Consider the following 13,445-nt stretch of genomic DNA (forward strand, 5'->3'; position numbering starts at 1 on the left):
ATCAGTTAATGTTAATTTCCTGGGTGGGTTGATGGATTTGCAATAGCGGCTGTTTCCGGGGCCGGTTCGGCAATAAGCTCATCTAATAATTTATTAAATTTCTTCTCGTAATCCTCGTGGTACTTACCTGTCACGGTGCCCGTATAACCGGTATATATCTCCCTTACATCGCCTTTTCTATCAATGATGATGGTAGTTGGGAAGGCAATGAATTTATTCAAAGCAGGCAACTTTTGCGATACCAGTTTTTTATCGGCCAGCCCTCCAAAAGCGATATCATAATTGATTTCGTATTTTTCTTTCAGCTTGCCCAAGGTATATTTGGCATATTCCAGGCTGTCCTTCTGTTCAAAACCTAATGCAATGGCTTCTACACCGCGCTGATGGTTTTTATTGAACCATGGGGATAGAAACACGGTTTGATCAGTACAGTTAGGGCACCAGGTACCTATAATCTCTACAATTACTACTTTACCTTTGTATTTGTTATCACTCAAGGAAACCTGTTTGCCATCGATACCGGGGAATGAGAAATCAAGTTTTTTATAGCCTTCTTTTAAAAATGTGAGTTTGTAAGGATCAGGTAATTCAACCTCTGTTTTTTTGGCGGCATCAAATTTCAGGTTTTTATAGATGCCAAAACCTTCTTCGCCGCTGATGGAGCCATCGGCATTGATCTTACCTTTTATAATGAACGGACTTGGGCCGGTAAAGCCGCTTAGCGCAAACTCATCGCCTTGTACGGTACCTTCCAGTTCGCGGGTGTCACCAACAACGGTCATTACCACACCGGTAAGCTTGTTCCCTTTTTGTTTCAATAAGGCTATAGATGCAGGAACGGCCTCTTTACTGTATGTTTTGATTTCCCATTTACCGGTCAGGTCGGCTTTAGGGGCTACATCTTTGCCGGGTTCTACAAAGCGGTAGGTTTTACCATATTCTGCAGTAAATGGTAATGAGTTGCCCCTGAAACCCGGTACCAGGCTACGGTATTCGCCGGTTAACGAGCCATCATCCTGAATTTTGGCTACCAGCGCGGCATCATAGGTATTCATTTTGATATATACAGAATCCGTACCAATTGATTTCACATGAAAATTATCTCTGCGGGAGCCGTTGATGAGTGTGAAAACAGCATGCTCGGCATCCTTTCCCTTCAGCTCGAAATTAAAAGGCACCTTTGATTCGCTTACGGTAAATTCGCCGCGCCATTTTCCTTCTTTTATAAATTTAGGCTTTGGGGTTGCATGGGCCGATAACACGCTTACCCCGCTGAGCAATAAAGCGGCAGATAGCAGCCTTGTTTTGGTTAAGTAGTTTGTAGTTTTCATTTTGTATAAGTTTTAATTGTTGTTAATTGATGCGATGCCGGAAATTTGGGCATAGGTTATCCATTGGGCTTTACAGCCTTTGAAAAAACACTATAAATTTTTAGGGTATCCGGCTGTTAAAACCAGAAAACGTACTGAACCAGGCAACAACATCGTTTGATGGCCGCGGGTTGTAGCTGTGGGTAATGGCTATTAAGTGTGTTCATGACTGTTAGTTAATTTATATTCCGGCGGCATAATTGCTATCGGAAAAAGTTTAGCACTTATTTCAGACTGCTGAAAAGTTGCTATAAGATCATCGAGACTTCCTCTCCCTTATTCTTTATAAATCAACTAATTAATGGTGGGGTTAATTAGAATGGTGTAAAGATAACAACAAATATGATAAATACAATAAAATCTATAGATTTAGTAGAATATTTTTAAGTTTTGTATGTCTTTTTTAATTTTTTCTTGTAAAACGATAAACATCCTGGACTGTACAGCACACGCCTGAATTACCACCATAGCAAAGCAACGCACTTAGTACAGCCAGGATGTATATCTTGCTCAATATTTTTTAAACCTGGAATGTAAAGCGTTAGCAATTATGGTAACAACAGCCAGGGGTGCCACCATGCTGTTTTCGGGCTTTTGTAAATAAAGTAAACTTTGGTTTCATGGTATTAGTTTTATTAATAATGATAACGCGTTTAAAAACGATTACCATTTTAACAGACCGACTGGTGGCTATCGTGCTGCTTTGTATATGATTTGGCTTATATTATATTTTTATTTTACAGGTACACTAAATTCTACATCGTCTGGCGGTAAACATTGCTTATCGCTGCATACCATAAAGTTCACGGTACCACTAACGGATGCCTGCCCGGATTTAAGCTTTACTTTTTGCTGAAATATAACAGACTTTTCAAAGTACTGAACATTCATACTAAATGACTTTTCGTACTTGTTTAGTGCCTTCGGTTCTTCTGTGCTTCCCAATAAGGTGTAACTTTCATTAGCGGCAAACTTAAGGGTAGTTTTTATCGGCGCCCCATCTGCCAAATGCTGCGAATAAATATGCCAGCCCTTATCGATGGTTGCTTTAATGAAAACGATAGCCAGGTCATTATCTACCTTTTTTGCAGCATATGACCATTTTACAGGGGTAAGTATTTGTCCGAAGACTGTGCTGCTTAATGTAATAGTTATGGCTACCAGTATAATTTTTCTCATAAAGTAAATTGTTTTGTAGAGTGTATCCTATATATAAAATTGCGACTGATGAATCAACAACTCGTTAAGATAGCGTTACAATTTAAGTTGCTCTTATGAAAAAACTGGTTATAAAGCGTATTCATTATGATTAAGTTTACCTGACTATAGCTTGCCTTAAGAATATTAAATGCACTCCCCTTTTTGGGTCGAATGAGCATTAAAAGCTAAGGCGTTGTAAATATATAATTAATTCTATTAAATCCATAGATATTATAGAATTAATTGTTTTCAATAGAGATTTATTACAACGACATTTGCATTGTAATTTGTTCAAAAAACTATAGGGTATTGGGGTGAGTATGAAATACCAAAACCGTAAGACATTGCATCCCACCGCAATTTAATGTATATACCGAAGCCTTCTCCTTGCAATATAATTCAAAAAACAGTAAATTTTACATTATAAGCCATTCGCGTTATTTGGTTGAATTTGGAGGTGCCCTATTGGGTGACCCGTAAAGATTTTCAAAATATAATTCTTCTGATATGGAGAAGAAAACAATCGACGGTTGTTTGATCCCTCTCCGCAAACCCAACAAACCTGGCATTAGTCGGGTTTTCGTATTTCATAACATGGACAGAAGCTATCGACATGTTCTAAATCTCTTTGTACGTTTTTGACGAGATGTTGCCGTGAACAAGGGTGAAAACTATATAATATACCAGTATTAACGGTTCCAGGCGGTGAATCTTTTCGTGATCTGTAGCTGAAGACAGTTTCTTTTTCTATTTTAGGATCAACCCTCTTGTGGTTCATTTTATGGCGAAAATAAAAATCACGCTTCCTTATTACACAGAAATCAATGACTTTTTAGCCTCTATTCCATGGCCAGGACGAACAACTGATCCAGACTTCTACTGTTTGAGGTTAAAGCCACTCGATCTGGACCGACAAATATACCGGCAACCTTTTAAACGTTCATTTTATTTTTTCGCCCTGCTATTCAATTCCGGTAAGATCGAAGTTAACTATGGCGATCAGACCATTCATGATCCTGAGTCGTATCTCGTCTTTCATTCGCCCAATCTGGTGTATAGCTTTGCTCATAACAATGCCTTGGAGGGTTATGTGATTTATTTTAAGCCGGAATGCTTCTCATTCTTCAAACCAAACTTTCAACAGCAATTCCCCCTATTTGACGTGTTACATACTAACCTGTTTAAGTTTGACCACTCCACATTTAAACGATTGGCACCACATTTTGAATCTGTATTTACCGCTTATGAAAAATCGGCTAAAACACAACATATGGAAGCAAGGGTAAAGTTGCTCGGCTTACTCTACTACCTGGAAGACTTTGCGCTGGAAAAGAAAAAAGACATTCGTCTGGCTACAACGCAACAAATCCTGTTGCGTAAATTTATTCAGTTAATTGATAACCATTATATCAATAAACACTCCGTGCAGGAATACGCAGATATGCTTTCGGTTACTGCCAATCATCTTTCCCAATCTGTCAAACATGTTTCGGGCAAAAATGCACTTACTTTTATTGCCGAACGCCTGGCCACCGAAGCCAGATCGCTCATTCAATACACCGATTTTGAGATTGCCGAGATTGCCTATCAACTCAACTTTTCAGACCCTGCTAATTTTGGCAAATTTTTCAAAAAGCAGGTAGGCTTGTCTCCTTCGGAGTTCCGGAAACAACGCAAGTGATTAAATTGACCTGTTTGTCCAAGTTTTCGACCAAATCTTCTGTGTAAGTTTAAGTTTTTTTGCTACCATAAATTAAATAACGTTATGAACTATAACCCTGCGGTGGATGCTTATATAACTAACTCGGAAGATTTTGCAAAACCCATTCTTGAGCATTGGCGCCGCCTTATTCATGAAAATTGCCCTAATGTAGTAGAGGCGATAAAATGGAGCCTGCCCCATTTTGAGTACAACAGCGATAACATGTGTGTAGTAGCATCCTATAAAAACCATTGCTCTTTTACGTTTTTGAAGGCCGAATTGATGACTGACCCGCGTTTGAAGGCAAACAAGGACTTGAAGCCGATCCAACGATTCTTGGGGAAGGTCAGTAAAATAGAGGACCTACCGCCGGACAACGAATTTATAGCCATGCTTAAAGAAGCCGTACAGTTAAACGAAAAAGGTATCAGGATAAAAAGAGAGAAACCAGAAGCCGACAAACCCAAAGTACTGCAAACGCCCGATTATTTGTTGGCCGCATTAGTGGCTAACCCAAAAGCAAAAGAAGTTTTTGAAAGCAAATCCAACTCATTCCGCAAGGAATATATAGTTTGGATTACCGATGCCAAAACCGACGAAACACGACAAAAAAGAATAGATGAAGCTTTAGAATGGATAGCCGAAGGAAAAGGCAGGTTTTGGAAACACCAAAAATAGACATCCCAAAATACTGTACCACCTTGCCTAAAACTATTGGGAAATAAAAACAACAACCAATCGGACCATTGCTTGTTTTTATTTTCTGTGACCTTTTTGATTATTGCCAGAATCGCCGCGAGATGTTCTAACAGATTCCCATTCACCCCGCTGGAATCCATATCAAAAGCCTGAATATCAATAATTTGCAGGATTTTGTAATTTAATCAGGGAACCATTTCATACATAGTTTTCATCAAAAAGATGAGATAGAACTCTCTGATTTATCCGTTTACCGGAAATCATACGAGTAATCGCAATAATAACGAAGGTTAGTTTACCTAAATGGTCATCGCCAAATTAATAGGCATATTTGTCACCAATTACGGTTTTAAAGAAAGTTGAAAATATAATTTTCATATCAAGGTCTAAGCTCCAGTTTTCGATATACCAAACATCGGCTTCTACACGCGCCTCCATATCCTCTACCAGCTTTGTCTCTCCGCGAAACCCGCGCACCTGTGCCCAGCCCGTTATACCTGGCTTTATAAAATGCCTCACCATAAAATGATCAATTAATTTTGCGTATTGTTCGGTATGGTTTAACATATGAGGTCTTGGCCCAACTACCGACATATGCCCCATTAACACGTTAAAAAATTGCGGCATTTCATCAAGACTTGATTTGCGTAAAAAGGCACCAATTTTAGTAACTCTCGCATCGCCCTTTGTTGCCTGCAGCAAATTTGAATCTTTATTAACCCGCATGCTTCTAAATTTGTAACAGTTAAAAGTAACGTTGTTACGACCCGACCTTGGTTGTACAAATATTGCCGGCCCGGCTGACTCTAACTTAATAAGCAAATAAATAATAGGATACAGCCAGCTCAAAACAAAAACTATAACAAATAGTGAGAATGCAATATCGAATAGCCGCTTCACAATCCTGTTCATGGTGTTTTCAAGTGGTTCAACACGTATGGCGTACGCGTCGATTTTATTTAAGCTTTGCGATAGCAAGGCCCCCTGAAAATATTCGTAATGCTCGGGAATAAGTTTAAACCTGATCATATTTTTGTCGGACTCTTTGATCAGTTTCTGTATCGTGTTTTTTTGCGAAAAGGGTAGTGCACAAAAAATTTCACTTACGTTGTTTTGCTTGCAAAAATTGATACAATCAACGGTTTCGCCAATATATGCATGGTCGAAATTACTACGTAACGGGTTGTCGTTAAAGATCCCTAAAACCTGGTAGCCCAATGACGGGTCATTCCTAAACCGTTTTTGGAGCTCAAATGCTGCCCGTCCGTCACCAACAATAACAGCTGTTTTTGAAACATTGTTAAAAACGGATTGATGCACAAGGCCTTTGAAGAAAAACAATTTCCAACCGGCCAATAAAACGCCAAATAAACTCATAGACACTAAAATGTATCTGCTATTGGTATTATAGGACTCGATAGTATTGAGGTACATAATAATATATGATACCAGGACAAGGTATACAATATAAGCTTTTACCGTTTTTTTGTAAACGTGACCAGGATTTGGCAGCTGATATAAATTGGTGATATTGGCCGCCAGTAGCCAAACCAAATTGAATATCAGAATTACATGCACATAACTTTTATCGCTTACCCAATTAAAATAATTTTGGTGTTGTACGCTGTAAACGATAATTAATGAGAGGTTTAAAAGAAAATAATCGGCAATAAGGTTTAAAGATCTGCTCAAATTAGTATTGCTATGTTCCATAGGTCAGTATTTTGTTATGGCCTAACAAATACAATGCTACACTTCTTTAAATTAAAGGAATTGCGATAAAAAATATTTTTTTATTACCTGGTTAAAAAAAATAAAACCTTTGGTTGTGAAAATTACAATTTACAACTGCTTAAACATAAAAACATATTGGTCGGCAGCGATAAAATCCAGGTTTTCGTAAAAATCAAATGCGGGCAGGTATTTATTGGTCATTAATGCCAATAGTTCAATTTGGTTTTCCTTAGCATATTCCTCGCAATAGGACATTAGCTTTTTTCCGTATCCTTTTTTTTGAGCACTTTTGCTTACAAAAAGCTCATCAACCATCAACTGGTCGTTAGTCCACCATGTTTTTTTGTGTCCTAAAATTGCAGCAACGGCATTATCATTCTCATATACTATAAATCCTATAAAATTAGTATTGTTTATAAGCTCTGAAAGGTATGCGCCTGCTTTTTCAGCAGTCCAATTGCAGTTCCAGGGCGGAGAATTATAGGCATCCACAAAAACTTTCACACAATCATCAACATGATTTTCTGTTATTGATATTATTTCCATAAAAGCAGGTTAAATTAATTCCTCCTGGAATTTTGGGCTGCCTGCATAAGCAGTGATGAGCTGCTGTTTTAAAGCTGCCGGGTCATAAATTTGCTGGTAAAAGGCAAACGCGTTAGCTTTTAACGGTTCGATTGCAGAGGCGTCAAGATTGTTTATTCTTTGCATAATTGAGCGTGGCTCATCATTGTTGAAACTAAGGCTGGTTACATCATCTATTATCAATTCCTTAAAAAATGGGATATCAGAAACAAGCGATGGCACCCTGAAGTAATAAGGGATGGATAATATACCCGATTGCGTGCCGGATATGTATGGAAAAGCTACACAAAAAGCATTGGTAAACAAGCTCTTTATTTCTTCGTCATCTATATAACGGTTAATGAAAACTACATTTGATTCCTTTTGCAAATTCCGTTCAAAATAAATATGTCCTTTGCCTGCTATTACCAAATGCCGGTTTGAAGTAGCTTTATTATCGTTTATAAAAGCATTATATAAAATATCAACCCCTTTATATTGCTCAACCTGCCCAAAAAACAAAATGTAATTATTGATGCCCTTCAATTCCGGAGGGGTTACATCGCCTGCTTTAATAGTTTCTGTAACCAGCGTAGGGAAACCGTGATAGTAAATATGCTTTTTTAAAAAGTTTGCCTGCATCCAGTTGTACTGGTATTTACTACAGGTTACCAGGTTGTCTGTTTGTTTTATGAGATAAGTCACCCTCATTTTTACCAGTAAAGTACGTAAAAGCCAGCTTATCACATTTTTGTAAACCTTCTCGTGAAAAAACAGGTCGTGAACAGTGTAGTAAACTTTAGCCCGCTTTTTTAATTGCTTTAGATGAAGCGCCAGCGACGAATCCTCGGTTAATAAGTGAATTACTTCAATTTTATTTTCCAGGCAAACCTTATCAATAGTTTTCAGCAGCTGCCCGGGAAATATGTTGTGGAGCAGCCCTCTGAACTTGTTTTCCGGGAAATCTAAAAAGGTATAATTCTCGCCGTTAGGTTTAAGTGCTTTCCGGTAATCGCATTTAGGTGTACATACAAATACACCAAAGGTATCTTCGTCGCGCATTGTATTTACAATGGTGGCGGCAAATGGTAATAATCCGGCGTAAAATTCTGAACAGACAAATAATTTTTTCATTTAAAACCGATGGTACACGAGATGATAGTTAAGCACATCTCCTGTTTTGCTAATATTCAGGTTACGTTATCCCGCTGCAGGGATTGCCTTGTAATAAGAGTTATCATACTCGTAGCCATAGCCAAATTTTTTCACGTCTACGCCGTTAAAAACAATTTGTATGTTAGGCAGCTTATTTTCTTTAACCAATGCCCGGATGAATTTCAGTTCACTTTTCCGGGTAATTCCTTGCCTAACTATATACAATGTAACATCACTTATGCGCGCTATAATGTGGGCATCAGCAACCAGGTGCACCGGGGGGCTATCGATAATAATGTCGCTGTAAATGTTTTTTAACTCTGCAATCAATTCACCCAATTTGCCGTTTTCCAGTAATTCGGTTGGGTTTGAAATAAATGAGCCACTACTGATAATATCAAGCGCCGGGTTAATACCCGATGGTTGAATAATTTTTTTTAGCGTAGTTTTTCCGTTGAGATAATCAGAAATCCCCTCATGCTTTTTCGATAATTTAAAAAGGTCTTTAATTGCTGATCTCCGTAAATCCAATTCTAATATTATCGTTTTTTTGCCGGTATTGGCCAACGAAAGCCCCAGGTTACCGGTGATAAAGCTTTTGCCTTCGTTTGAAACGCTTGATGTGATCAGGGTTACATGCGAATGGTTATCGGCACTATAAAGGTCATACAATTTGGTCCTCAGGCTGCGGAATTGCTCCGTTACCAAGCCACTTTTTGGCGTTATACCTGGTGTTTTTCTGTCTAAAGCCACCTCGGATAAAACAGGTACCTCGATTGCGTTTTCAACATCCTTAGGATCTAACACTACGCCCCTTAGTAAATGCATGATGTAAATAGCTATTGCCGGCAAAACAATGCCCAAAATCAAGGCAACAAGGTATATTATTTTTTTATTTGGCCATTTTGATGGTAAAGCATGAGCAGTATCAAGTACTTTATAATTTGATAAAGTAGTAGCATAGCTTAAAGAAACTTCTTCGCGTTTTTGCAGCAGGTATACGTACAGATTTTCTTTGATAGATTGCTGCCGCTTAATGCTGATAAACTGGCGTTCCTGTGTAGGGAGGTTTGATATCGAAGATTCGGAACTTGAGCTTTGCGACTGGAGTTTGCTTTGGGCATTAAGCAATGAAGCCTTAATGTTTTTTACATTTTCCTTAATTGCCGCTTTGGTGGTTCTAATTTGCGAATTGATCTCTTCAAAATCGGGATTAGTCTCTGGCGTGGTGGCCAGTAATTGGTCGTGCTGCAGCTGCAACTGCGAAAGCTTTTCAACTGAGCTTATGAGCGATGGATCGTTTATACCTATTACCGCCGGAGTTTTATCTGCCGTATGGGGCGAATTTACAAACCGCTCTATTCCGTCAATAACGCTTAACTGAACGTTAATCTCGCTAAGGCGGCTATCATTAGTTTGTAGTTTCTCCAATTCGAATTTTGCATCTGAAGTAATATCTGTGAGCCTGTTGGAGCTTTTAAAATTAGCAATATTTTTTTCAACGCCATTTAACTCGCCGGTTAATGAAGCCAGGCGCTGATCAATAAAACTAATTGTATTTTGAGTTTCCTTGTTTTTATCGGCTATTTCATCCTGGTTGTAAACCTGTATCAGGTGGTTAATGATATCCTTGCCTTTTTGCCTATCGGTGGTGCTGAAAGTAAGATCGACCGCAGTAGCCAGTTTATCTTCAAGGCTGGCATCAATGTTTTTTTGATAGTAGTCTGTTAGCTTATCAGCATCAAGTAATGATATCCTGATAATTTTATCTTTAAATGAAGCGATATTAGTGGCTGGCACCAGTTTCCAGGTGCCAATTGCGGTGTGCATAACGTCATTAAAAGCGTATTGTTTGTAATCCTCATCCGTTTTCATCAGGAAGGTTTTATCGTCCTTTACCTGGATCAGCGTCTTGATTTTGTCGTCGGCATCTGCATTGGGCTTGATAAAAACCAGCTTAAAGGGCATCGAAGCATAAAGATCATTATATAACAGGCCGTTTTTTTGCTGGTAACTTACATTTAGCTGAAGATCATTAATGACCTGGTTAATCAACTTGGCCGATTTTAATTTGGCCAGTTCATTTTCTACAACATCAGCCGTCTTGGGAAGGTCGATCTTATCTAAAACAGATTGGTTGGCGTCGGGTTTATCTGCATCTTTCGGGATGTTTACCAGCAAGGTTGCCTTTACCTGGTAAACAGGATCGGCAATTTGCAGGTATACAAACGCCATAACAAGCATCAATATAGTAGTTGCTAAAATAATGGGCCAGTTAAAAATGTATTTAGCAAAAAGCGACCTTAAACTAACTGATGAGTTTTTTTCTTTTTCGGTAGCAAAAGTTAAAAACTGTGCGGGGTTGTTACTCATAAAAATTTAATTACGCGTTAACACTATAGCTACAACAGATAAAGCCGATATAATTATCCCCAAAACAGGCAGGCCGTTGGCAACAAGCTTCGAGCGTCCGGGGGTTACATATATTTCGTCGTTGTTTTTGAGGTAGAAATAGGGCGAATTGTAGATGTTTTTTGAAGTAAGGTCAAGCTGTATGTATTTACGTTCTCCGTCTTCGTTTCGTATCAATAAAACCTTTTTACGCATACCAGTAATATTTAAATCTCCGGCCAAGGTAAGGGCCTGAATTACGGTAGGGTGTTCGTCAATAACATTGTAAGCATTGGGGCGGGCCACATCGCCATATACATATACTTTAAAATTCACTATCCGGATGTTTACCACAGGATCTTTTAAATAAGTAAGCAGGGCTTTACCCAGGCTTTCGGTTAGCTGCGTGGTGGTTAAGCCGGAAGCTTTTATTTCGCCGACCAAAGGCAGGTGAATATTTCCATTGCCATCAACCATATAACCTATAACCGGATTATCGGGCGATGTGTTATAAGCATTGCCATTTACACGGGCCAGGTTATAATTAAAAACAGCCGCCGATTCGGGGTTTCGGCTCGTTATGTTAATACCCAGAATATCGCCGGTATGGATAAGATAATCGGAGTTATTGGTAATCTTTTCTGTCACAATATCTTTTTTATCCAGATCCTTGTAATAAGGTACATTTTTATAGGATTGGCATGATGACAGGGCGTATGTGATAAGCGAGAGGGCGATAAAGAATCTTTTTACTTTAAAAATGCTCATTGATATTTTCTTTTTCAATTGTTTTGATACGTAATAGTGTTTGATTGTTAGTTTTTACTGATATTTAAATCAACATCCCCTTTGGAGTTGATAAGCATCACGCCACCTAAGTTCTTTCCCCGCAAAATGTTGTGCCTGGACGAAATACCCTGGTACTTGTAAAAAACAATACCGTTGCCTGGTATGGTTGATTTTATGTAATTACTGTCAACCTTAACATTTGCCAAGCCTACGGTTGTACGGGCATCCGAAACGTTAATGGCCGGTGTACTAACATGAAGTACCCCCTTAAGGTTTTCAAAAGTGTTAATTATTATATTCGCGGTAATGTTAACGTTTATATGGCCAAAGCAATCAATTTGTCCCTGGTAAATTTTGTTACCATAAACTTTATGATTACCACTTAGCGAATCAACGGTGCCATTCTTATATCCATCATAAAAATAGCCTATGGTTACAGCGCGCCGGTATTTTATTACCTCCCCCCGTTCAACTGGGCCAAAGCCATCCCTGAAATTAAACAGGTTGTTGTATACCGATACATTAACTACACTTTCGTTGGCGCTATGCCTTTCTATATCAACACCGCCAACCAGGTAACCGTTACCATGCACCAGGTTATCGTAAAACGAAGCTCCGTTTACGCAACAAAACATGGTGCCTTCGCGATAAATATTAAAAAAAATACAGTTATGAACTGCCACGTTTGTAACTATCCGGGCGTTAAGCGTTTGTTCAAACGTATCTCCAAAAAGTAAACCATCGCCCCTGAAACTTTGAAATTTGCAGTTTTTTACTTCGATGTTTTTTCCATTGTTTATACTTAACGCGTGGCAAAACTGGTATTCGGGGTCATATTTTTGTTTAGCGAGGTTGCCATCAAAATCAATCCCGTCTATAACAATATTATTTATCGACGGCTCTTCCCACCAGGCCTGGTAAAATATAGAATTGGGATTGGTGCGGCCACCTGATAAAATGATATGGCAATTTGCCACCCCTGCACCAATTAAACTTATGCCGTTTAATAATTTGATAATTCCCGGTTTATCGCCATGCTCCTTTATTAAGTATTTTCCGGCAGGAAAATAAACCGAGGATATTCCATTTGACCTGGCCTGCCGCATGGCCTCGCAAATTGCTTTGGTATCATCATGAATCCCATCACCCGCCGCACCGGCGTCTTTTACATTTAAAATATCAGCTATTGTAGCGTGTTTAACAAGCAGCTTTTTTTCTGTAGCGTAACAGTTTCCCACCTTTAAAATAAAAAACGGGAATAGTAAAATGAGCTTAAATAAACTGTTATTAATCATAAAATAATGGGGGCCTGGCTTTATTTACACCCGGCCTTATCCATAAGACACTTAACAATAGCGGGCAATTAGGGCTACAAATTAGTTAGGCACAGTATAACTAAAACTTCCGGTTGAGCCACCACCTGATGTTTTAATAGTAACAGGGTCAAGATAAATACCCTTGTACATAACGCTGGAAGTTATTAACCCATTTGCACTTTGAATGGCCACAGTTATTTTATGACCTACTACCGGGGTAAAACCATAATCAAACGCGGTGGTTTGATCTGCATTTTCGGTATTATAAGGTGTAACTCCATCATTGCCGTATTCGGTTATGGTAACTTTAAATTCAGCTGTTGAGCTTGCCTTTACCCTGAATATGCTGTTATGCGCATCATAGTTAGGGTCGTTATTGGCGGGCGCGTTTTCTGATAGGCCACCCTTTTTGCATGCTCCTAATGTTATTGTTAAAGCAAGGATAATAAGTGAAATTTTTTTCATAAATGTAAATGTCAGTAAGTTTGAATTAATAACGATAACTAATAAAATAACCTCGGGTGG

11 protein-coding genes and 1 riboswitch are annotated in these 13,445 nt (G+C 38.7%); of the genes, 2 read left to right on the plus strand and 9 right to left on the minus strand.

Annotated features, from left to right (window positions below; genetic code table 11):
* Positions 1-11 precede the first annotated feature (11 nt).
* Positions 12-1,331, minus strand: a complete 1,320-nt coding sequence (locus AC1DU2_RS09375) for a peroxiredoxin family protein (RefSeq protein WP_477356719.1) — start codon at positions 1,329-1,331, stop codon at positions 12-14.
* A gap of 217 nt (positions 1,332-1,548) precedes the next feature.
* Positions 1,549-1,662, minus strand: a riboswitch (SAM riboswitch).
* A gap of 440 nt (positions 1,663-2,102) precedes the next feature.
* A complete protein-coding gene (locus AC1DU2_RS09380) occupies positions 2,103-2,549 on the minus strand; it encodes a protein-disulfide reductase DsbD domain-containing protein (protein WP_477383867.1) in 447 nt (148 codons plus the stop codon).
* A gap of 802 nt (positions 2,550-3,351) precedes the next feature.
* Here AC1DU2_RS09380 and AC1DU2_RS09385 point away from each other — a divergent pair.
* A complete protein-coding gene (locus tag AC1DU2_RS09385) occupies positions 3,352-4,251 on the plus strand; it encodes a helix-turn-helix domain-containing protein (RefSeq protein ID WP_477383869.1) in 900 nt (299 codons plus the stop codon).
* Positions 4,252-4,335: 84 nt separating this feature from the next.
* Positions 4,336-4,950 carry a YdeI/OmpD-associated family protein gene (locus AC1DU2_RS09390; protein WP_477383871.1) on the plus strand — a complete coding sequence of 205 codons (615 nt, stop codon included), beginning with the start codon at positions 4,336-4,338 and terminating at the stop codon, positions 4,948-4,950.
* A 339-nt stretch (positions 4,951-5,289) separates the two neighbouring features.
* Here the strand turns inward: AC1DU2_RS09390 and AC1DU2_RS09395 are convergent, their stop codons facing one another.
* The 7 genes from AC1DU2_RS09395 to AC1DU2_RS09425 form a co-directional block, all read right to left on the minus strand.
* Entirely contained in the window at positions 5,290-6,684 is a 1,395-nt protein-coding gene (locus AC1DU2_RS09395) for an undecaprenyl-phosphate glucose phosphotransferase (RefSeq protein ID WP_477383873.1), read from the minus strand.
* A 129-nt stretch (positions 6,685-6,813) separates the two neighbouring features.
* A complete protein-coding gene (locus AC1DU2_RS09400; protein WP_477383874.1) occupies positions 6,814-7,251 on the minus strand; it encodes a GNAT family N-acetyltransferase in 438 nt (145 codons plus the stop codon).
* Between the two features lie 9 nt (positions 7,252-7,260).
* Positions 7,261-8,403, minus strand: coding sequence for a glycosyltransferase family 4 protein (locus tag AC1DU2_RS09405; RefSeq protein ID WP_477383876.1), 1,143 nt, complete (start codon positions 8,401-8,403; stop codon positions 7,261-7,263).
* A gap of 66 nt (positions 8,404-8,469) precedes the next feature.
* Positions 8,470-10,797, minus strand: a complete 2,328-nt coding sequence (locus tag AC1DU2_RS09410) for a GumC family protein (protein ID WP_477383878.1) — start codon at positions 10,795-10,797, stop codon at positions 8,470-8,472.
* Between the two features lie 6 nt (positions 10,798-10,803).
* Positions 10,804-11,601: a polysaccharide biosynthesis/export family protein gene (locus tag AC1DU2_RS09415; protein ID WP_477383880.1), complete on the minus strand. Its 798-nt coding sequence runs from the start codon at positions 11,599-11,601 to the stop codon at positions 10,804-10,806.
* A gap of 29 nt (positions 11,602-11,630) precedes the next feature.
* Entirely contained in the window at positions 11,631-12,899 is a 1,269-nt protein-coding gene (locus AC1DU2_RS09420; protein WP_477383881.1) for a glycosyl hydrolase family 28-related protein, read from the minus strand.
* A gap of 81 nt (positions 12,900-12,980) precedes the next feature.
* Positions 12,981-13,385, minus strand: a complete 405-nt coding sequence (locus AC1DU2_RS09425) for a hypothetical protein (RefSeq protein ID WP_477356698.1) — start codon at positions 13,383-13,385, stop codon at positions 12,981-12,983.
* Between the last annotated feature and the right edge of the window lie 60 nt (positions 13,386-13,445).

The sequence above is a fragment of the Mucilaginibacter sp. P4_C11 genome, from assembly GCF_056402115.1.

Excerpts from the sequence above, each read along its gene's own strand:
- AC1DU2_RS09375 (WP_477356719.1), bottom strand. The coding sequence starts at position 1,331 with ATGAAAACTACAAACTACTTAACCAAAACAAGGCTGCTATCTGCCGCT.
- AC1DU2_RS09380 (WP_477383867.1), bottom strand. The coding sequence starts at position 2,549 with ATGAGAAAAATTATACTGGTAGCCATAACTATTACATTAAGCAGCACA.
- AC1DU2_RS09385 (WP_477383869.1), top strand. The coding sequence starts at position 3,352 with ATGGCGAAAATAAAAATCACGCTTCCTTATTACACAGAAATCAATGAC.
- AC1DU2_RS09390 (WP_477383871.1), top strand. The coding sequence starts at position 4,336 with ATGAACTATAACCCTGCGGTGGATGCTTATATAACTAACTCGGAAGAT.
- AC1DU2_RS09395 (WP_477383873.1), bottom strand. The coding sequence starts at position 6,684 with ATGGAACATAGCAATACTAATTTGAGCAGATCTTTAAACCTTATTGCC.
- AC1DU2_RS09400 (WP_477383874.1), bottom strand. The coding sequence starts at position 7,251 with ATGGAAATAATATCAATAACAGAAAATCATGTTGATGATTGTGTGAAA.
- AC1DU2_RS09405 (WP_477383876.1), bottom strand. The coding sequence starts at position 8,403 with ATGAAAAAATTATTTGTCTGTTCAGAATTTTACGCCGGATTATTACCA.
- AC1DU2_RS09410 (WP_477383878.1), bottom strand. The coding sequence starts at position 10,797 with ATGAGTAACAACCCCGCACAGTTTTTAACTTTTGCTACCGAAAAAGAA.
- AC1DU2_RS09420 (WP_477383881.1), bottom strand. The coding sequence starts at position 12,899 with ATGATTAATAACAGTTTATTTAAGCTCATTTTACTATTCCCGTTTTTT.
- AC1DU2_RS09425 (WP_477356698.1), bottom strand. The coding sequence starts at position 13,385 with ATGAAAAAAATTTCACTTATTATCCTTGCTTTAACAATAACATTAGGA.